Below are 19,538 nucleotides of genomic sequence, written 5' to 3' on the forward strand. Positions count from 1 at the left end.
GTAGTTGGGCTCCAGGTTCCGCGAGATGCATGGCCTCTTGGCAACGCCCGAGGGGGCGCCTGGACGGCGGGGCTCGCAGTAGCGCGCCCCGGGTACTGAGCAGAAGACAGGGTGTTCGACAAGTCCGCAGCCCACTGCCAGTGGTTCAGCCGCGGGCCGGTCGCGCGCGGGGGGCCTTGCGACGCCGGCGGCCGCCCGCCCGGCGGCCGGAGTGGGCCGTCGGGCGGGCGTGGTCAACAGGACGAGCCGGGTCAGGTGGTGGGGCCGAGCCTCGTCCACGGGTTGTTGGGGTCGTTGGCGTCAGGGGCGGTGCCCTTGGTCCACCACTTGGCCTTCCAGTAGGAGCCGTTGTAGGAGACGACGGTGCGGGTGGCCCCGTCGAGGTCGCCGGCGACGACGGGGGTGCCGGGCTCGGCGGCGCTGTTACGGGGTTCGGCCACGAAGCCCGAGTAGGACCGCATGCCGAAAGCCTTGCCATCGGCCGGGATTCCTCCGAACAGGTCGGTGGAGTCGCCCCTGTCGTCGACGGTGTAGAGCCGCCACCACTGCCCGTCGGAGTTGTCGCAGTCCCGCACGGTGAGGTCGTTCAGCCGGGTGTTCGCTCCCAGGCACTGGTCGTGCCCGCCGGTGTTGCTCTTGAAGCGGTACCAGCCTGCCCCACCGTCCTCGACCACGGTCCACAGCTGGTTGGCGTTGCCGATCTGGAGGTCGACCAGGTGGGCGCGGTCCCAGCCGTCGGGGTGGTCGAGCACGTTGCTGGTCTGGACGGGCTGCGACTTGGCGCTGTTGATGTCCTGGACGCGCCACTTGTCGTCGGCCTTCCAGAGTGCGAACGGCGCCCACAGCGGGTTGTAGGTGCGTTCGGTGTCCCAGGCGTCGGCCTGGCAGCCCGGGCCCGCGTCGGCGGCCTGCGGGGTGACGGTGGTGACGTCCTTGCGGTTGTCGCCGGTCGACCCGTAGGTCTGGTCGCCGATCTTGACGGTGGTGTTGGCGGGCCCGGTGATCGGCAGGTAGTACTTGATGCCGATGTCCCGGAACGTGCCCGGCGGCACGTCCTCGCAGTAGCCGAGTTTGATCGTCACCCGGTGGAAGGCGGCGCCGAGTCCGCCACGGTTGGCTCCGGTGCGGCCCGGCTGCACCGCGTCCTTCATCTCCTGCCACGCCTGGTTCTTGAGGAGCGGCGGTGCGGACGTGGGGATGTCGAAGGACAACTCGGTGCCCGAGGGCAGGGTGACCCCGCTGTTGTTGGTGGTCCGCAGCTTCGGCTGGATCGGCCACATGTCCTTGATGTCGGTGGGGAAGTTCGTCAGCTCGGCCCTGACGTCGACGACCTGGTTCGGCAGGCTGACCGAGGATCCGGTGGCGACGGTGTTGTCGTACGGTCCGGCGCCGCGCAGCTGCTGGTCGGCCTGGGTGGTCAGGGTGTAGCCCGGGCCGCACTCGCCCTGGTCGGGGCAGGAGTAGTCCCCGGCCAGCTCCCACATCATGACCCCGCCCAGGTTGTTCTCCTTGACGTACTGGGTCAGGGCGGACATCCCCTGCTCGTCCTCGGTGGACAGGAACGTCTTGGTGCCGGCGTTCCACAGCCAGGAGGACTTGGTGGCGTCGTCCCAGTTCCGGGTGTACCCGGACACCTGACCGGCCTTGAGGGCGTAGGCACTCAAGTACGAAGGGGCGACGCCCCGTTCCAGGTTCTTGGCGTGCCACATCGGATTGGACCCCGCGCCGAGCTCGCTGCCGTCCGGATTGGCATCGTGCCAGAGGTTGTCGACCCCCTTGGCGCCCGAACCGCACGGCACGCTGCCACCGTTGGAGCCCGTGCCCCGCGGGCACTGCCCCTGGCTGGGCAGCGCCGCCGTCCCCCACAGGCCGTTGCCGACCCCGCCCGTCACACCGGTCCAGCCGCGGGTGTAGTACGGCGCGCCGAGGACGATGCGGCCGGCCGACAGAGCGCCGCGCAGGTAGTGCTGCGCCCAGTCCGTGTTGAAGTAGCCGACTCCCTGGTACTCGGGATTCTTGGCGGTGTCGTAGATCCCGGCGCCCGCCAGTTCCGCGTCGCGCCCGTCGTCGTACAGCGGGGCATTCGGGCCGACGAACTGGTTCCACGAGCCGTGGAAGTCGTACGTCATGACGTTGGCGTAGTCCAGGTAACGCAGGGCCTCGAAGGAGCCCATGCCGCGGACCATGTACCCGGAGCCGGAGACGGCCGCCGACAGCAGGTAGTAGTGCTGGTCCGCCGCCGCGGCCCGGTCCAGCTTCTCGCGCAGCGTCTTCACCAGGGCGGTGTGCCCGGCCGTGAGGCCCTTGCGCCGGGAGTTGGAGGCGGCCCAGTCCAGCGGGTTGCCGGTGTCGGGAAGGGCGGTCGGGTACTCCTGGTCGAGGTCGATGCCGTCGAAGCCGTACTGGCGGACGAAGTCCACCACGGAGTCGGCGAAGGTGTCGATGGCGCCCTGGTTGACGGAACCGTCGGCGTCGGTCGTCAGCGAGTAGAACCCGCCGGTGGTGGACCGGGTGCCGTCGGGGTTCAGGATGCCGCCGGTCTCGGCCCAACCACCCACCGAGATCAGGGTCTTCACCCGGGGGTGGAGCTTCTTCATCTTGGTGAGCTGGTTGAACTCGCCCCGGTACGGGAGGCTCGGGTCGAGTGCGACGCCCGGCCAGGTCTGCCCGGTGGCGGGGTTGCCGGGGTCGCCGACGTCGCCGACGGAGATCCGGTTGTCCGGGCCCACGTGGGCGAAGGCGTAGTTGACGTGCGTCAGCTGGCCCCACGGGATGTGGGCCGGAAGGTACTGGTGCTGCCCGTCGGAGCCGGTGCGCCAGCTGGTGTAGTAGCCGACCGCGCGGCGCGGGTGGTCCGTGCCGAGCAGTTCCCGGCCCTGGTCGTCGTAGGCCAGACAGTACGGCGTGTTGACGTCCGGGGTCGGGGCCATGCCGTCCGGCCGGCAGCGCGGCTGGTCGCCGGCCGCGGTACTGAAGGGCGCCGGCGCCTCCGGATGCGGGTCGACGGGCGGGGCGGCCGCGGGGCCGATCGCCGTCTTCCCGTCGGCCAGCCGGACGGTCACCGCGGCGTCACCGGGGGCGAAGATCGTGCCGCACAGGCTGCGCCAGACCGCGCAGATCGTGCTCGGCTCGCCGATGAGCTTGTCGTCGGTCGTCCCGGGTGTGACGCTGATCTTGGCGAAGTCGTTGCTGCTGAACATGAACCCGGTGCCGGGCCGGTAGTCGCACAGTTGCTTGGCGAGAAGGATCCCTCCGCTGGCGATGAGGCCGCCGAGCGCCGAGCCGGGCACCGTCGCCCCCGTGGCGGCCGAGACGACGACGATACCGCCGACCACGACCACGGTCACGACGGCGATCACGGCGCAGACGACCTGGGTGAACCAGCCCGGCTGGTACTCGGGGAGGCCGAAGGCCGCGTTCAGCCCGTCGGTGAAGTGCGCGTCGGGCATCCGCGCGTCGGCGTCCTTGAGGCTGGGCCAGTTGTCGGCGATGCTCTTCGGTCCGTTGATCACCTGGTCGACCGAGCCCGGGTTGGCCTTGACCAGCACGTACTGCCCGCCGCGGAAGAAGTAGATCTCGTTGTCCCGGACGGACATCGCGGTGTCGATGCCGTTCTCGAACAGGGCCTTCAGCTGGGGCGTCGAGCACAGACTCGTCCAGCCGGTGCAGATGTCCCACACGTCGTGGACGCGGGTCGCCCTGCCCGGGCCCTGGTCGACGTTCTGCAGATAGACGTACTGGTTCCCGCTGAACATGAAGACGTCGCCCTTGCGGTCCGGGACGGCGACGGCGACGTCCACCCGGTTGGCGAACGGGGTGTCGCGCAGGGCGGGCCAGTCGTCGGCGATGGTGCGGATGCCGTTGTCCTTGCCGTCCACGATCTCGTTGGCGGCCGTGTTCGGATCGACCTTCACCTTGGCGTACTTCGATCCGTGGAAGAAGTAGACCTCGTTCTCGACGACCGACACGGCCGCGTCCACCCCGCGGGTCGGGCGCACCGTGACCGGGGCCGGGGTCGAGCCGTCGGAGCACCCGGCCGACACCAGGTTGAGCGGCGAGCCGGGGGCCTCGATGTCGCCCGAGGCCACCCGCCAGCCGCACTGGTTCCACAGCGGGGCCGGGGACGGGCCGGGCACGATCCCGTACAGCTCCCGGGTCTCGGCGCCGCCGATCGCGGTGAACGGTGCCGCGATCACGCCGGTGCGGTTCCACAGGTTGCCGCCGTCGTAGCGCCACAGCAGTTCGTCCCCGGTGCCGTCGCAGGAGACCTGCCGCAGCGGGGCGGCTGTGTCGGCACCCGCGGTGCCATCGGTGCGGGCGGTGGACGCGGTGGCACCGGAGGCCTTGGCGGCGGCCACGGTCAGGCACAGCCCGGTGAACAGGTTCTTCAGATGGGAGTAGTAGACCCCGTCGCCCACTCTGGTGATGCCCTCCGGCACCCAGTTCTGCGATGAGGTCGAGTTCTGCCGGGCGTGGTCCGCGGGCGCACCGGGGCCCGCCGCGTCCTGCGCGATCTCCAGGAGGTTGCCGTCGCCGAGGTGCGGATAGCTCATCACCGCGGACCAGTCCGGCCCGCGCGCCTGCATGGGCAGCCCGAACACGACCGGGCGGTGGTCGGACGGCCAGACGGCGCCCTGGTCTCCGCCGACGTAGATGGGGCGGCCCTGGTTCGCCATCCCGGCCACCATGTAGTCGAGCTCACGGGGGTCGGTGCCGGTCTCGGCGTTGCCGCGGTGGGTCCAGGCCGCCGACCGGTAGATGGTGGCCTGGGCCCGGGGGATGTTCCCCCTGGTGAGGCGCTCTCGCAGCGTTTGCGGGATCTGGTTGTAGTCACCGGCGATTGCCCAGTCCAGCCTACGGTCCTGCGCGTGCTGGCGGACCTGCCTGATGGCGTTCACGGCGTCGCCGCCGCCTCTCGCCGATGCGTGGACGTCGAAGACGATGTCGCTGCCGAACTGAACGCCCAGCTGCGGGCGGAGCCGGTCGTCGCGCCGGGGGAGGACCACCAGCCGGTCCGGGCGCTGCCGGGTGACGATCGCCAGGTTGACCCGGCCCGGCCGGATGTGGACCGGGTTCCCGTTGTCGTCCTGCTCGGCGGCCCCGTCGTTGCCGTAGGAGCGCATCCAGTAGATGTAGCGGTACTCCGGCCGGTCCTGGGTGCCGATGTTGTACCAGAACTCCTGCGGGTTCGACGGGTCGCCGAGGTTGTCGACCGGGATCGCCGCGACGTCGGCCGGCCGCTCGACGGCGGAGGCGGGCCGGTCACCGGCCTCCTGGAGCGCCACGACGTCGCCGTCGCGCATGGCTCGGCCGGCCAGTCCCCCGTCGCGGGCGAAGACGAATGTCAGCCACTTGTTCTCCGCGCCCTCGTCGTTGGCCCCCTGCATGTTCCACGTGGTGATCACACGGTCCGCGATGGCGGCCCGGGCGGCAGGGGCGGAGAGGAACTCGACGACGGTGAGACAGGTCGTCAGCACGGCGACCACGGCGAGCAGGCCGATCGCCCGGAACGGGAGCGGGGCGGTCCTCACGTCGCCCCCTGTTCGAGGACGCGGTCCACCCGTTGGCGGCCGGGCTCTCTCGGGTTCGTAGACATGGCAGTCCCCCTCTCATCGTGGGCAGGGGCGGAACGCTGACAGTGCACCAGTCGGGAGTAGACAACCGGTCAACGCCACGACCCGGCCCGCACAAGCGGGACCTGCGCTGCCGAGCGCTCGGGAACACGGGGGCTCGATCCCCTGCGTGCCGGCCCCGCCTTCCGTGCTGAACGGCAGCCGTGAGCCCTCCGGAGTAGGCTCGCTGACCGATCAACGGCCTGAACCGCGTTGGTGGTGAGGGCGGACTGCTGCCGCGTGTTGGAACGTCCCCCGATCGGGTCGCAACGGAGATGCGGGGAGACGTCGGTGAGGGTGAACCTCCAATTGAGCGCTGGTATGTGGCGATGCCGGCCTGGCAGGATCGGCTCGTGATGAAGACCTCGGTGACCATGCGCGAGCTTGTTGTCGGTGACTGCCACGCTGTGCATGCCTTCGCCGGCCTGCCGGAGGCTTGCCGCTACCAGGCGTGGGGGCCGAACACCGAGGAACAGACACGGGACTTCGTCCAAAGCGCGGTGGACGCCCGGTTGCAGTCCCCGCGGGCGAGATTCGTGTATGCGGCCTGCCTCGACGGTGAACTCGTCGGTATCGGCGAGTTGAAGGTTCGTAGCCTGGCCCACCGCCAGGGCGAGATCTCCTACCTCGTCCATCCTCGGGTGTGGGGTCGAGGCGTGGGTACGGCCATCGGCGGGGAACTCCTCGGCAGAGGGTTCGGGCTGACAGGACTGCACCGGATCTATGCGACCTGCGATCCCCGCAACGTCGCATCGGCCCGGGTGCTGGGCAAGCTCGGCATGACCCACGAGGGCCGGCACCGGGACACCGCGCGGATCCGGGACGGCTGGCGTGACTCCGACGTCTTCAGCATCCTCCACCAGGAATGGGCGCACCGGCCCGGTCCTGAATGATCGGGGCATCGGTGGCCAGGCTCCGGCGGCGGCCCCGGCGCCGGAGGGCGAAGAGCCGCGAGGGATCATCTGGCGTGTGAAGTCAAGCCGGGCCCGCGCGGCCTGGTCGACTGCGGGCGGCTCGATTCGGCGGCGGAGTTCCGGGGGACAGGCGGGGTTGGCGGTCACCTTGCCGCGCGCAGGAGGTGCTCGGGCAGGTCCTCGCGCGGGCTCGGTCCGGTTCGTCGGCCGTGGTCCACGACCCATGAGAGACGACAACCGCGTACAAACCGCGCCCGCCCCGGCGGACCCCTGGAGCTCCCTGCCCCGACGGCGGCTGTTGGCGCCGTGTCAGCGAAGTCCGATTGCCGGGATTCGACGCCGTCAGGGCATCACCGCTTGATCTCCGTTCCCCGGCCCGACAGGCCACCGCTAGAGTGCTCGCCGCAGATGTGCGGGCAGGCCGCGAGGGCGCCCGGCGGTCGGAAGGGAGATGCGTGGTGGAGGTCGTCGTCGCACAGGAGGCCGGGAGGAGCTGGGACGCCGTCGCCGACGAGGTGCGGACGGTGGTGGCGGAGCTGGCCGGGCGGGTGGCGAGGCGAACGGGGCTCGGGCTCGGCCCGGAGCTCCACGTCCGGCTGCTCGACCCGGACGCCTATGCACTGGCCCACGAGGCGCACGAGCGGCGGGCCAACGAGGCCCTGCTCGCGGGCGACCTGCTCCACGCGATCCCGGACCCGGCGCGTCGGCAGCGGTTGGAGGCGGACCTCCGCCGCGCGGACGGCTCGCACGCGGGCGGGAACCGGAAGTTCGGCTGCCTGCCCTCCAGCCGGGCGGTGCCGGGGGCGGACGGCGGTTGCACGATCCTGCTGGCCCCGGCGCTGCTCCGCCGGAGCGCCGGGGCGGCGAGCCGGGACGCCCTCCGGTCGGTCCTCACCCACCAGCTCGTCCACCAGGCGCAGTTCGCACTGTGGGGGCCGTCCCTGAGCGAGGTCCTGCGGGCCGCGCCCCTGGTGCACCGGGCGTCGCGCGCCGCCGCCGACGAGTTCCGGAGCCTGGGCGCCGCCTTGGAAGGCCACGCACGATTCACGAGCAAGGAACTGTGCGGCGCCGACCACGTGGAGGAGCGGAAGGCCGGCCGCCTCCTGCGCCTGCTGTGGGGCCCGAACCGGGGCCCGGCGCTGTACGACCGCGGTGAGGACTGCGTACGGAAGGCGGTGGAGCAGGGCGTCACCGACCTGCTGCCGCGCCTTCGGGCCGATTCGACGTTGGTCCCGGACCTCCGCGAGCTCGCCGACCCCGATCGCTGGGTCGCCCGTCTCAGGGCCGCGGACGAGCCGGTGCGTCAGGAGCCGGCCGGCCCGGCCTGACCGGTGGCGGCCGGCCGTGTCGGGTCGACCCTTGGCATCGGCCGTGACCGCCCTGCCCGGAGCGTGGGTGGCGGGCCGACGGGCGGGTGGGGCGCCTCAGCGCTTCGCGGAGGACTGTGCGGCGAGGGACCAGGGCGCGGCCCACAGGGGGACGACCTCGACGGCACCGGCGGAGCCTCGGGCGCGGCTCCCGGTGGCGTGCGGCGGGGCGGCGGGTCGGACGGTCCTCGGGTGGGTGGTCATGGTGTTCGCGGTGGTCATGTCCGGAACCTATCCGGAGGCACTGACAGGCGCATCGCGCCGGCGCAGCCGCGCGAACGGCGACGGAGAGACGTGCCGGCTCGCCGTGGACAGCCGACGACGGTCGGCGAGTTCGACCACCTCGTCCGACCGACCGGCCTCCCCCGTCCCCCTCACCAGGCCGGTCCGCTCCCGTCGCACGTGGCGCCCGGGCAACCGGTGGCGTAGGCCTGGGTCACACCGATCGCCAGCAGGTACCGGTGGGCCGGATAGGCCTTGGTCTCGATCCCTCGGTGTCCGCGCGTCGCCAGTCGAAGTACACGACCCGCTCGGACTCGCGGTCCAGGTACGGTTTCGCGTCCGCGCCGCTCCGGGACGGCTGTTGGTCCCAACTGTCCTTCACCCACGGAAGGCCCCTGCCGTCCGCGACGCCGACCGTCAGCGTGATCCCCCTGCGCGCGTCGGCGGGCACGTGGTCGACACTGACCGAGTTCGGCCGGGCCAGGGCCTGCGCCGTCTGCTCGGCCGTCGCATCGGACCCCGGGCTGTGCGCGTACCGCAGTTGCTGCACCAGGTTCCTGTCGCCGGGTCGCACCTTCCAGCCGAGCCCCTCCGCCGCCCGGTCCAGGTCGGCGAGCCGCTGCTCGATCTCACCGTCGAACGCCGCGTACAGCACCGTCGTCCGCCGGCACACCACCGGCGACCACGCGGGCCTGCCTCCGAAGCTTCCACTGCGGGCCTCGGCGTGGCAGCGGTCGGCGACCGAGCCGTCCAGCACCTGTGCCCAGGGCGCCGCCGCCCGCAGCCGTGCCGTCTGGTCGTCTCCGAACGCCACCGCCCGGTCGCGGGCCTCACGGGTCGCGGCGGACCGCGCGAGCGCCTCCGCGTCCGGCCCGTGGGGGACGGTGGTCAGGTCGTGCACTTGCCAGGCGACCACCGCGACGAAGATCACCGCCCCCGCCGCGACCATGCCCAGCAACGTCAGCATGACCCGCCGTATCCCGGCCCGGACCGAGTCGTCCCCTGCGCTCATGGCCTTCACCGTAGTCGCGGCCGTGCGCGGAGCACCGCTCCGAGATGCCTCCGAGACGCTTCCGAGGTGGCTCCGAGACGCTTCGGAGGTGCCTTCGCAACGGGTCCGCACGCCGCAGGTGCACGCCCGTGCCGCCCCGGGAACCGCGCGACCGTACCAGCTCGTCGACAAGATCGACGCGATCACGTCACATCCGGGTCAAGAGTGCGCCAAGGCCATGGTGCCGGCCCTCTCCGTCGCGCTATCAACGTGGGAGCAGGGCCGCCGCCTGACGGCCCGGAACACGGGGGAACCTCTTATGAGCAGCATCCACGCCGGCAAGCGCACGTGGACACTCGTCGCTCTCGCGGCGGTCGGCGCACTGACTCTCACCGCCTGCAACGACGACAACGCGGCCGACGCGGCGAGCAGTACTCCGCCGCCGGCCGCCGCCCCGACGAGCCCGTCGGCCGCCGCGAGCACGCCCGCCGCCCCGCCGACCACCGCGGCGACCGCGAGCCCGTCCGGCAGCGCTCCGGCCGGCGCGCCCAGCAGCGCGCCCGCCCCCGCCCCCGCCACCGGCGGTGGCACCGACGCCACCCCGGGGCAGACCTTCAAGATCGGCCAGCCCGCCCAGGTGCAGTTCACCTCCGGCAGCACCAAGGGCGTCATCGCACTGTCCGTCAGCGCCATCGAGGCCGGCGACCCGGCTGACCTGGACGCGCTCAAGCTCGGCGACAAGGTGAAGGGCCTGGTCCCGTACTACGTGCGCTACACGATCACCAACATCGGCACCACCGACCTGTCCTTCACCAGCGTGGACCACGTGAAGGGCCTCCTGCCGGACGGCAGCGAGGCACAGGAGCTGATGATCATCAGCGGCTTCGCCAAGTGCGCGAGCCCCTCGCTGCCGAAGGGCTTCACCAACGGCCAGACCGCCCAGGGCTGCGCCGTCGCCCTCGCCCCGACGGCCACCAAGGTCTCGGGCGCGGAGTACTGGGGCTCCCCGTACACCCTCGGCAAGGGCGCCATCTTCTGGAAGTAGCGGTGCAGGGTGCCGGAGCCGGGCGTTCACCGGCCCGGTACCCGCGCCGACCCTCGACGGCCCGCTGCGGAACCATCCCGCACCCCGGGGTACCGTTCCCCTATGAACGAGTCCCGCCACCTGTCGCCCCGCCGGGACGCGGTGTCAGCCCGCTCCCTCCGGGCCCGGTACGCCCGCAGCTACCGGCTGCGTGTCGGCGTGCTGTTCGCGGGGGTCGTCCGTGATGGGCTTCTCGTCGCCTTCAAGGCGGTGTCGAAGGAGTCCCGCCGCTCCGACCCGGGTGACAGCGACTCCTGACGTCGCGCCGAGGCAGTCGCCCGCCCGGCCAGGCTCCAGGGAACGGCGGTCGCGACGCCGGACGAGTTCTTGGGGCTTACCGTCGCCCTGCGGCCCCGAACTTCACGCTTCGGCCTCCCCGCGAAGCGCGGTCCCGGCCACCGCTTCAGCCCCGCCCGCACCGTGACCGTCGCCGACCACCTTTCCACCTGGCGGCCGGCCGGCTCAGGACCACCCGATCCCGAGCCGTCGGCCGACAACGGACGCCCGGGCGGTCAGCTCCCAGTCTCGGGCCGGTCGTTCACCGCGTAGAGACCTCGATCCGGCCGCTGCGCGCGTCCGGCCTTGACGAGGCGCTCCAGACTGGCGCGGATCGCGTGGATGTTCCCCTCGACGGCGTCCAGGCCCAGTCGTTCGGCCACCTCGCGGGCGCGCAGCGGGCCCGCGGCCTGGGACAGCGCCTCCAGGACGCTGTCCGCGCCGGCGACCTGGCGCCTCGGGCTCGCCGGCGGCGCCGACACCTTGACGGGCGCTTCGCCACCGGCGGGGCTGGGCTGCGCCGCCGCCTTCCTGGCCGCGGGCACCCGCTTCGTCGTCGCGCTCTTGGGCCCGGTGTCCGCCGCCGCCCTCCCGGCAGCCTTCTTCGCGCCGGGGGCCGAGGCGCGCGCTGCCCGCGCGGGCGACGGTACGGCCTTCTTCGCCGCGTCCGCCTTCCTGGCAGGGGCCTCCTTGGCGACCGTCCTTCCTCCGGCCCCCGCCGTCGCAGCGGCAGGACCGTCCTGGGAGGTCGCCGCCTGCTTGTCGATCGGCTCGGCCGACGCACCGGTCTCGTGCACGGCCCCGGTCTCGTGCACGGCCCCGGTCGAGGCCGGCGCCAACTCGGGCGTGATCGGCTCACCCCGGCCGTCGAGCTGCGTGCCGGACAGCAGCCGCAGCCCCTCAAGCGCCTTGGTGATGGCGTCCTGCTCCGCGCTGACGGCGGCGAGTTCCGCCTCCGCCCGGCGGCGCCGCTCCAGCACGGCGGGCAGCTGCGCCTCCAGCAGGGCGATCGTCGATCCCACACCAGTGTCCGACCCGAAGGTTCTTCCGCTTCCCACAAGCACTCCCACCGCATCGTCACTCACCAGTCGTGGTAGTGAACTTACGGCTTCCGCAGGGATCCTGCCGGGTTTGCGGGGATTCCCCTCGTGAGAAGTGCTCCACCACCGGCGACGCCCTGCCCGCCGGACTCGAACTCTGGGCCACGGACAGCGCCGAAGCCAGCTGAACGCCGCTCCGGGCCCACCACCACGGGCCCGAAGCGACACACCATCAGATCTTCGCCCGATGGGCGGGCGGGTCAGGACCGGACGGCGAGGGCCTCGACCTCGAACAGCACGTCGGGCGCAGCCAGGCTCGCGACACCGATGAGGGTCTGCGTGGGCGGTTCCGTACCCCAACCCTCCTGCACGGCCCCGGCGATCGGCCCGAGCTTGCTGACGTCGTGGTTCACCACGTACGTCCTGAGCTGGACGACGTGGCTGAGGTCGAGCCCGTGGGCGCCGAGGGCGATGCCGATGTTGTGGAACGTCTGCTTCACCTGCTCGGTGAAGTCGGCGGAGACGACCGCGCCGTCCGGGCCCGATCCGTACTGGCCCGCGATGAGCACCAGTTCCGCACCTGCGGGGACGGCGGCGGTGTGGCTGTAGCCGAACGGGACCGGGTCGTGCAGACCGTCCGGATTGACGATGGCGTGTGCCATGCGGGTCACCTCTCGTGTGGGATGGATCTGTGCTGTGTTGAAGCCTCCCAACGCATCACGACATCATGTGTCGTGTATTCCAGTAGTGTTTTCGCGTGCGCGCCGATCGGTTGGTCTCGCTGGTTCTGCTGCTGCGGCAGCACGGTCGGCTGTCCGCGGCCACGCTGGCCCGCGAGCTGGAGGTGTCCACCCGCACTGTGCTGCGCGACATCGACGCGCTGTCCGCGGCCGGTGTCCCGGTCTACGCCGAGCGCGGTCGGCACGGCGGGTTCGCGCTGTTGCCCGGGTTCCGGACCGAACTCACCGGACTGAACCATGACGAGGCCCTCGCCCTGCTGGTCGCCGGATCGCGGCGCGGCGCGCAGGCGTTCGGCCTCGGTTCGGCCCTTGCTTCGGCGATGCTGAAGGTGGTTGACGCGCTGCCCGAGAGCTATCGGGACACCGCGGCCGGCGCGGCTCAACGACTGCTCATCGACCCGGAGACCGACCTGCTGTCGCGTCGACTGGTCACCGAGGAGGTGCCTGACACCATCGTGGCCGAGGTCCTGCGCGCGGTGTTCGCCGGGCACAGGCTGCGCATCCACTACGCGGCGGTGGAACAGGCCCCGAAGTGGCGCACGGTGGACCCGATCGGCCTGGTCACCGTGCGCGATCAGGGCTATCTGCTGGCCACGCGGTCCGGCGCGGACCGCACCTACCGGCTGTCCCGCGTCCTGGCCGCCGAGGAACTCGCCGAGCCGGCGCAGCGACCGGACCGGGTCGATCTGGACCGGGCCTGGCAGGACCGCAGCAGGCGGTTCCGGACCGGCGGCGACCAAGTCACCGTGCTGGTGAGGGTGGACCCGGAAATGCGGGAGGTCCTGGTGGGCACCGCACTGGCCGTCCTCGCCGAGGAAGCCGACGCCGACGGCCGGCTGCGGCTGGAGGTGACCTTCCAGGACCGGAGGCACGCCGAATGGGCGGTGTGGCATCTCGGTACGAACGCGGAGGCGCTGGACCCGCAGTGGCTGCGCGACTCCCTGCGCAACCGCGCCGCCGCGATCGCCACCCGCTACGGAGTGACGTCCTGAGCGTGGTGCGGCAAGGACGGCACGGCGCGGATCCCCGTACGGCCGGACCCGCGGTCGTCGGACTATCCGGTCCCGTGCGATCGCCCTCTGCGGCGGACGGCGATGTCAGGGGGAGCGGGCGGGGCCGCGACGGAGCGCCTGCCGGTCGGACGGGGGCCGCGCCGAACTCTCCGAATCCACGCCCCACGTGCAGGGGTACCCGTTCCGGGCAGCTACGATCCTCACCTGCCGCACACACGTTCACCTGCGCCGTTCCGTGGCGACTTCCGAGGAGGACGCCGCGCGAACGCGTCGCCGTCCCCCGCCGGGGCCGGCCCGCGCCGGTTGAAGTGCCCGGCGCCCGCCCGTCCGCATACCCAAGGTCCACCACGTGAACGCGCTGCCCTGGCGCTACTCGGAGGACCCGGCCGGGTACTACTGCCACATCCGGGCCGCCGCCTTCGCCGCCGACAGGCGGCTGGCCGGCCTGACCCCGCCGCCCCGGCCCGTCAAGGCCCGTCACGGCCGCTCCCGGAGCACGGGAGCGGCCGTCCGCACGTCGCCCGCCCGCTGCCGCCGTCGTCGCGCGGATCGGTGCGGTCACATTCGCCGGGGCCCTGCGGATGGGCTCCGAGGTCGGCTTCGCCCGAATCCGCGCGCCGCCGATGTCCACCCGCGCCGAGTCGTCGAGTGTGCACGGCCGGCCGGCCACGGAAATGCACGGCACTGACGGCGCGGTTCGTGTCAGGATGCTGCGCATGTCCAGTCGCGCACTGAGCTTCGGAGTGATGGCAGAAGCCTACGAACGGTTCCGGCCGGGGTATCCGGTGGAGCTCTTCGACAAGGTGATGGCCTACGCCGGCCGTCCGGTTCGCAACGCCCTGGAGATCGGCGCCGGGACGGGCAAGGCGACCCGCCTGTTCGCTCGCCAGGGCGTCAGGGTCCTGGCGACCGAGCCCGACGGGGCCATGCTCGCCGAGCTGCGCAGGCACGTGCCGACGGACGTCGCGACGGTGCGGGCCGCGTTCGAGGACGTGCGACCGGGGGAGAGGTACGCACTGGTGTACGCGGCGGCGGCGCTGCACTGGACGAACCCGGAAGGCCGGTGGTCGCGCGTGGCCGCGCTGCTGGAGCCCGGTGGTGTCTTCGCCTGCTTCGGCGGGCCGGTCCGGCTGGCCGACCCGGCGGTGCGGGAGGCCGTGCGTGCGGCACGGGCGCCGTTCCTGGAGGACGACGAGGTTCCCTCCCCGGACGGTACGCCCGAGGGGAGCGCGATGCAGTGGCCGGGCACGGAGCTCCGGCGCTCCGAGTGGTTCACCGATGTTCAACAGTCGGTCATCGAACGACGCTTGACGATGCCTGCGCTCGACTACGTCGGCCATCTCTCGACCGTCTCGGCGTACCTCGTCCTGCCGGCCCCGGCGCAGGAGCAGGTGTTCGACCGGATCGCGCGGGTCCTTCCCGACACGGTCGAGCTTGCCGCCGACATCACCGTCCACCTCGCGCGTCGGCGCCACGAGCGGTAGCCGAGGTGCCCACCACGTGCGGACGCATGAGTCGAGCACGGCCCGTATCGTCGCCGGCTTGACGAGTTCGGCTGACATTGATCATCCGGTGACTCCTGTCCGGTCATCGGTACACCGGAAGGGATCGTGGCATGTCCAGCGACCGTCTCATGCGCATCCGCAGCGCCGAGTTCCAGGCCATGGCCGATAGGGTCCTGCGGGTCACCGAGCTCACCTCCCGACTGAACGTCCTGCCCTTCGAGGACGAAGCGGGCAAGGCGGAACTGTTCGAACAGATCCTCGGCAAGCCACTGCCACCGAGAGTCACGATCTATCCGCCCTTCTACACGGACCACGGCCTCCGTCTCGACATCGCCGAGCGTGTCTTCATCAACCAGAACTGCACGTTCCTGGACTACGCCGGCATCCGGCTCGGCGAGCGCGTGATGGTCGGCCCGAAGGTCACGTTCATCACCAGCGGCCACCCGGTCGATCCCGAGGAGCGGCGGCTCTACCTCACCGGCGCGCCCATCGACGTGGCGGAGAACGTGTGGATCGGCGCCGGTGCCACCATCCTGCCCGGCGTCACCATCGGCCGTGATGCCGTGGTCGCCGCCGGCGCGGTCGTGGCCGACGACGTTCCGCCGGCGAGCCTGGTGACCGGTGGCAAGGCGACCGTGAACCGACGGTGGTGATGACCTCTCCGGGGCGGCACCGCCCCCGCGCCGGGGGTACGACGAACGGGCCGTCACCCGGACGGCGCGGCCCGTCCGCAGGTGCCTCCCACCGGCGTGCCGCCGTCGCCGACGCCACATAGGATCACCGCACGGCACCCGCCTCGTCGAGCTGCTCCACACCGCTCCGGGGAGGCGACCTCGGCCTCCGCGTCCGACGTCCGGCCGAAGGCCCTGCCATCCGTCCGCGCCCATGAGAGGGAATCCGTCATGACCTATGCCGTGGACTTCGGCACCGTGTCGACCGTCGGTCTGGAGTCGTCGCCCGTCGCGGACGCACTCGCCGGCCTGCGGGCGAACGAGGCCCGCTACTTCAAGAACAAGTACGACCACGTCTTCACGGTTGAGCCCGCGGACGACGCTACGGACATCATCGAATGGGTGCATCGGATCCTCAGGGAGGAACGCGAGATCGTCATCTCGTCCAGGCCCCTCGAAGCCACGGCCTTCCAGGTCGAGAACATTCGAATGGCCTACGTCTTCTACGAGAGCGGTCTGTCGATCAACGTGATGTACACCGTCGACGACCCGAAGAAGCGAGCGGTCGGGTTCAAGCTCTCGGACGGGATGGAGGTTCCGGAGGAGCTCGCCTCGCGGTTCAAGTTCGCACGGCAGAAGTCGAAGCTCGCCGGGACCATCCGCGGATCGTACTTCGTCATCAAGAACGAGTACTGAGCCGGCGCGGCCGGGCCCGCCCGCGCGGTCCTCGTCCCCAATTCGGCATCGCGCCGCCCGGGATGGGGTTAGCCTGGCGACATGGTTGCAAACTACAAAGATGAAGTGGCCATGAACGACGCGGAGTTCATCAGCGCCCCGGCCCTGGTCCTCCGGTCCCTCGCGCGCGACCCCGATCGGCCGGCCATCACCACCGCCGACGGCGTCGGGATCACCGCCGGCGAGTTCGCCGCCGCCACCTACCGCCTCGCCCACGAGCTCATCGCCCGGGGCGTCACCCGGGGCACGACCGTCTCCCTGCTCACCGGCAACACCCCCGAGGCGCTCAGCGCGCGCTACGCCGCCGGCATCGCGGGCGCCCGGCTGGTCAACCTGTACGACGGCATGAGTACCCCGGTCCTCGCCGAGATCGTCACCAGCGTCGACACCGCGGTGCTCCTCGTGGACGCCGAACGGTACGCGGCCGCCCCCGAGTTGCTCGCCCTGGTCGACGTGCCGACCGTCCTCACCCTGGGCCCGGGCCCGGAGGCGGTCGGCGAGGACGTGATCGCCGCCTCCGTCGGCCGCCCCGCCGAGCCCCCGGCCGTGCGGATCGGCCCGGAGGACGACCTGGGCATCCGTCACACCGGCGGCACCACCGGCATCCCGAAGGGCATCCTCAGCCTGCACGGCCCCTACCGCAGGGTCTTCGACGTCCCGTTCGGCCCGGAGGGCGATGCGCCCCGCCTCCTCGTGGCCACCTCACTCGCCCACCTCGCCGGTGTGCTCAGCGACCTGACGCTCCATCACGGTGGCTCGGTGTTCATCCAGCGCTCCTTCGACCCGGGTGAGGTGCTGGCCGCCGTCGAGCGCGAGCGCATCACCGACCTGTGGGTCCTGCCGCCGCTGCTCTACCGGCTGCTGGACCACCCGGCGATCACCAGCACCGACCTCTCCAGCCTGCAGCGCATCCTGTACGGCGGCTGCGTCGCCTCGCCGACCCGTGTCCGCGAGGCGCTCAAGGTGTTCGGGCCGATCCTGGCGAGCGGTTACGGGATGTCGGAGGCGCAGAACATCGCCGTCCTCGCCCCGCAGGAGCACGACCGGGTCGGGCACGCCGGCCGGATCTCCGTCGGCCGCCCCCTCCCGGGTGTCGAGGTGGTGATCCGCGCCGCCGGCGGCTCCGAGCTGCCGGCCGGTGAGCAGGGCGAGATCCACGTCCGGTCACGCTCCCTCATGGCGGGGTACTGGAAGCGGCCCGACCTCACCGCCGAGGTGCTGCGCGACGGCTGGCTGAACACCGGCGACATCGGGCACCTCGACCAGGACGGCTACCTCTACCTGGCCGACCGTCTCACGGACAAGATCATCGTGGTCGGCGGGCACGTCTACCCCTCCGAGGTGGAGGACCTGCTCCTCACCCACCCGGCCGTCGCCCAGTGCGCCGTGCTCGGCCTCCGCGACGCGCAGCAGGCCGAACACGTCCACGCCGTGGTCGTCCCCGCGCCGGGACGGCACCCGGAGCTCGACGACGTCCGCGCCTTCGTCACCGCCCACAAGGGCCGCATCTACGCCCCGGAGGCCCTGCACCTGGTGTCCGAGATCCCGCTCACCTCCGTGGGCAAGCCGGACAAGAAGCGTCTGCGCGACGCCCTCGCGGGCTGACTCCACCCCGGGTGTGGCACTGCCGCCGCACCTACGCGCCGGGCCGGCAGCCGCCGGCCCGGCGACGCCGTCATCCCGCCCACCCGCCGAGCGCGGTGCCGATCGCCCGCCCCGGCGGGCGGCGGCCGCCCTCGCGCACCGGGGCGTCCTCCGTCACAGCGGGGTGAGGACGTCCTGGTGCGCCCCGTCGAGGACGAAGCCGTTGTCCCACCGGACCCGGACCGTCACCCGCTTGCCCTGCTCCCGGAAGGCGGCCCACTGCGGTTCCAGCACGGCGATCTCCGCCTCCAGCCGCTCCCGGCTCGCCACCGGCATGGTGTGCCCGTAGTCCTCGAACAGCGCCTTGAGCCGTTGGTACTCGCGGACCTCGTGGCTCTCCGGGAGCTCCCCGTCCACCCGCTCGACGGTGCCCTCCAGCCCGGCTCCCAGCGAGAGGAACCCGACGACGGCCCCGGGCTCCCCGGCGACCGCCTCGCCGATCCCGACGTCCTCGGCCAACCTGACGCGCCGGCCTTCTTCCAGGGTCATCCGTCCACTGCCTCTCCATCGCTCGGTGCGGCCGGCCTGCGGCCCCGACCATTATCCGGCGGCGCGCAGCGCACCCGCGCAGCCGGCCTCCGGGCTGGGCCGGCCTCGGCAGACAGGAGCGGGGAGGTCTTCAGTGCCGGGCTCGGCGCCGCGCCCGCGCGGGCCCGCTCCGCGTGTGACGGGCCGCGGTGGGCCGCCGCAGCCCGTTGTCGGACCCGGCCCCTAGGGTGCTCGCATGACCCAGCCTTCGGACCTCGCTCGTGCCGTAGCCGCTCTGCCCGTCGCCCTGCCGCCCGGACGGCTGGTCACCCCTGAGGAGGGGGACGGGCCGGAGCCACTGCTGTGGATCAGCGACGCTCCTGCCACGGCCGGACTGTGGGCGCACCTGCACCGCGCGCACCCGGAGACCGGGCTGTGGCCGCTGCTGCTGAGCCCGCTCGACGACGGCCCCGACTTCCGCCCCTGGCTCTCCGGCGAGCTCCACCCGAGCCAGGTCTCCGAGCCCGGCCTGTACGACCCGGCCGCTCTGCTGCGCCGGTGGTGGGAGGGACACGGCGAGGCTGAGGAGGAGTACGGGGACGAGGCCGATCGCGCCGAGGCCCTGGCCCCCTACGGCCTGAGCTGGCCCGGCACCGCGCCTGCCGCCTCCGTGCCCGAGGGCGCGGCCGGGGTCGAGGCCAGGGGACTGGCCGACGTGCTGCAGTCCGTCCGGGACTGCCGTCTCGGGCTGGTGCGGGCAGGCGGCGGCGCCGAGGCGCTGGCGGTGTGCGGGTGGGGCGGTCCGACGAACCACGAGGGGGACACCGCGAAGATCGCCGCCGTGCTCGCCGACTGGGAGCGCCGATTCGGTGCCCAGGTGGTCGAAGTGGGCTTCGACACACTGCTGTTGAGCGTCCCCGTGCCGCCCGCCACGCCGGCCGATGCCGTGCCGGTGGCCGCCGAGCACATCGCCTTCTGCCCGGACCTGGTCTTCCAGGGCGCCGGCACGCTCGCCGCGTACGCCGAGCGGTTGGTGGGCTCCCACCAGTGGTCGTTCTGGTGGGACTGACCGGCTCACCCCGTCAGCACCGGGTCTCACTGGCCCGTCAGCCATGAACGGAGGTCCTCGACACCGCCCGTGGCGTGCGGGCGACGTCCTCCCCGGCACGTCGGTCCCACGGCCGACGCGCCCGACTGGTGCACCGGTCCCGGGACATAGGCAGGACCACGGCCTCATGCTGGCGTCGCGGTGAATT

The 19,538-nt window shown here is 72.1% G+C and carries 16 protein-coding genes; 10 read left to right on the plus strand and 6 right to left on the minus strand.

Annotated elements, in window-relative coordinates:
- Positions 1-251: 251 nt before the first annotated feature.
- A complete protein-coding gene (locus ACFVYI_RS34710; RefSeq protein WP_387892943.1) occupies positions 252-5,531 on the minus strand; it encodes a glycosyl hydrolase family 18 protein in 5,280 nt (1,759 codons plus the stop codon).
- Between the two features lie 410 nt (positions 5,532-5,941).
- On the opposite strand from ACFVYI_RS34710, the gene ACFVYI_RS34715 reads away from it, so the two are divergent.
- Positions 5,942-6,505, plus strand: a complete 564-nt coding sequence (locus tag ACFVYI_RS34715) for a GNAT family N-acetyltransferase (RefSeq protein WP_387892946.1) — start codon at positions 5,942-5,944, stop codon at positions 6,503-6,505.
- A gap of 479 nt (positions 6,506-6,984) precedes the next feature.
- Positions 6,985-7,854: a hypothetical protein gene (locus tag ACFVYI_RS34720; RefSeq protein ID WP_387892949.1), complete on the plus strand. Its 870-nt coding sequence runs from the start codon at positions 6,985-6,987 to the stop codon at positions 7,852-7,854.
- Between the two features lie 96 nt (positions 7,855-7,950).
- Here ACFVYI_RS34720 and ACFVYI_RS34725 read toward each other — a convergent pair whose 3' ends face one another.
- The gene (locus ACFVYI_RS34725) at positions 7,951-8,115 is read right to left on the minus strand and encodes a hypothetical protein (RefSeq protein WP_387892951.1); all 165 of its coding nucleotides are present in this window, start codon (positions 8,113-8,115) and stop codon (positions 7,951-7,953) included.
- A 214-nt stretch (positions 8,116-8,329) separates the two neighbouring features.
- Complete coding sequence (locus tag ACFVYI_RS34730) at positions 8,330-9,127, minus strand: hypothetical protein (protein WP_387892953.1); 798 nt, start codon at positions 9,125-9,127, stop codon at positions 8,330-8,332.
- A gap of 298 nt (positions 9,128-9,425) precedes the next feature.
- Between ACFVYI_RS34730 and ACFVYI_RS34735 the strand changes: the two genes are divergently transcribed.
- Both ACFVYI_RS34735 and ACFVYI_RS34740 read left to right on the plus strand, forming a co-directional pair.
- Positions 9,426-10,151 (plus strand): hypothetical protein, encoded by a 726-nt coding sequence (locus ACFVYI_RS34735; RefSeq protein ID WP_387892956.1) that lies wholly within the window; start codon positions 9,426-9,428, stop codon positions 10,149-10,151.
- 102 nt (positions 10,152-10,253) lie between these two features.
- A complete protein-coding gene (locus ACFVYI_RS34740) occupies positions 10,254-10,448 on the plus strand; it encodes a hypothetical protein (RefSeq protein WP_387892959.1) in 195 nt (64 codons plus the stop codon).
- Between the two features lie 254 nt (positions 10,449-10,702).
- On the opposite strand, the gene ACFVYI_RS34745 is transcribed toward ACFVYI_RS34740, so the two are convergent.
- Positions 10,703-11,488: a type IV toxin-antitoxin system AbiEi family antitoxin domain-containing protein gene (locus tag ACFVYI_RS34745; protein WP_387892962.1), complete on the minus strand. Its 786-nt coding sequence runs from the start codon at positions 11,486-11,488 to the stop codon at positions 10,703-10,705.
- 278 nt (positions 11,489-11,766) lie between these two features.
- On the minus strand, positions 11,767-12,168 hold the full coding sequence (locus ACFVYI_RS34750) for a RidA family protein (protein ID WP_387892964.1): 402 nt from the start codon (positions 12,166-12,168) through the stop codon (positions 11,767-11,769).
- 95 nt (positions 12,169-12,263) lie between these two features.
- Here ACFVYI_RS34750 and ACFVYI_RS34755 point away from each other — a divergent pair, with 95 nt between their 5' ends.
- From ACFVYI_RS34755 to ACFVYI_RS34775, 5 genes are all read left to right on the plus strand, one after another.
- Positions 12,264-13,238, plus strand: coding sequence for a helix-turn-helix transcriptional regulator (locus tag ACFVYI_RS34755; protein WP_387892967.1), 975 nt, complete (start codon positions 12,264-12,266; stop codon positions 13,236-13,238).
- Between the two features lie 644 nt (positions 13,239-13,882).
- Positions 13,883-14,743, plus strand: coding sequence for a class I SAM-dependent methyltransferase (locus ACFVYI_RS34760; RefSeq protein WP_387892970.1), 861 nt, complete (start codon positions 13,883-13,885; stop codon positions 14,741-14,743).
- A gap of 131 nt (positions 14,744-14,874) precedes the next feature.
- Complete coding sequence (locus ACFVYI_RS34765) at positions 14,875-15,417, plus strand: DapH/DapD/GlmU-related protein (protein ID WP_387892973.1); 543 nt, start codon at positions 14,875-14,877, stop codon at positions 15,415-15,417.
- 249 nt (positions 15,418-15,666) lie between these two features.
- Entirely contained in the window at positions 15,667-16,131 is a 465-nt protein-coding gene (locus ACFVYI_RS34770; RefSeq protein WP_387892975.1) for a phage tail protein, read from the plus strand.
- Between the two features lie 81 nt (positions 16,132-16,212).
- Positions 16,213-17,775 carry an AMP-binding protein gene (locus ACFVYI_RS34775; protein ID WP_387892978.1) on the plus strand — a complete coding sequence of 521 codons (1,563 nt, stop codon included), beginning with the start codon at positions 16,213-16,215 and terminating at the stop codon, positions 17,773-17,775.
- Positions 17,776-17,928: 153 nt separating this feature from the next.
- Here the strand turns inward: ACFVYI_RS34775 and ACFVYI_RS34780 are convergent, their stop codons facing one another.
- The gene (locus ACFVYI_RS34780) at positions 17,929-18,303 is read right to left on the minus strand and encodes a hypothetical protein (RefSeq protein ID WP_387892980.1); all 375 of its coding nucleotides are present in this window, start codon (positions 18,301-18,303) and stop codon (positions 17,929-17,931) included.
- A gap of 235 nt (positions 18,304-18,538) precedes the next feature.
- Here ACFVYI_RS34780 and ACFVYI_RS34785 point away from each other — a divergent pair, with 235 nt between their 5' ends.
- Entirely contained in the window at positions 18,539-19,351 is an 813-nt protein-coding gene (locus ACFVYI_RS34785; protein WP_387892983.1) for a DUF4253 domain-containing protein, read from the plus strand.
- Positions 19,352-19,538 lie beyond the last annotated feature (187 nt).

It is taken from the genome of Kitasatospora sp. NPDC058218, from assembly GCF_042882445.1.
In the GTDB taxonomy this organism is placed as follows: Bacteria; Actinomycetota; Actinomycetes; order Streptomycetales; family Streptomycetaceae; genus Kitasatospora.

Bases quoted from the DNA above. Each gene is read 5' to 3' on its own strand.
- ACFVYI_RS34715 (WP_387892946.1), top strand. From the start codon at position 5,942: ATGCCGGCCTGGCAGGATCGGCTCGTGATGAAGACCTCGGTGACCATG.
- ACFVYI_RS34725 (WP_387892951.1), bottom strand. From the start codon at position 8,115: ATGACCACCGCGAACACCATGACCACCCACCCGAGGACCGTCCGACCC.
- ACFVYI_RS34730 (WP_387892953.1), bottom strand. From the start codon at position 9,127: ATGAGCGCAGGGGACGACTCGGTCCGGGCCGGGATACGGCGGGTCATG.
- ACFVYI_RS34735 (WP_387892956.1), top strand. From the start codon at position 9,426: ATGAGCAGCATCCACGCCGGCAAGCGCACGTGGACACTCGTCGCTCTC.
- ACFVYI_RS34740 (WP_387892959.1), top strand. From the start codon at position 10,254: ATGAACGAGTCCCGCCACCTGTCGCCCCGCCGGGACGCGGTGTCAGCC.
- ACFVYI_RS34750 (WP_387892964.1), bottom strand. From the start codon at position 12,168: ATGGCACACGCCATCGTCAATCCGGACGGTCTGCACGACCCGGTCCCG.
- ACFVYI_RS34760 (WP_387892970.1), top strand. From the start codon at position 13,883: ATGTCCACCCGCGCCGAGTCGTCGAGTGTGCACGGCCGGCCGGCCACG.
- ACFVYI_RS34765 (WP_387892973.1), top strand. From the start codon at position 14,875: ATGTCCAGCGACCGTCTCATGCGCATCCGCAGCGCCGAGTTCCAGGCC.
- ACFVYI_RS34770 (WP_387892975.1), top strand. From the start codon at position 15,667: ATGACCTATGCCGTGGACTTCGGCACCGTGTCGACCGTCGGTCTGGAG.
- ACFVYI_RS34775 (WP_387892978.1), top strand. From the start codon at position 16,213: ATGGTTGCAAACTACAAAGATGAAGTGGCCATGAACGACGCGGAGTTC.
- ACFVYI_RS34780 (WP_387892980.1), bottom strand. From the start codon at position 18,303: ATGACCCTGGAAGAAGGCCGGCGCGTCAGGTTGGCCGAGGACGTCGGG.
- ACFVYI_RS34785 (WP_387892983.1), top strand. From the start codon at position 18,539: ATGACCCAGCCTTCGGACCTCGCTCGTGCCGTAGCCGCTCTGCCCGTC.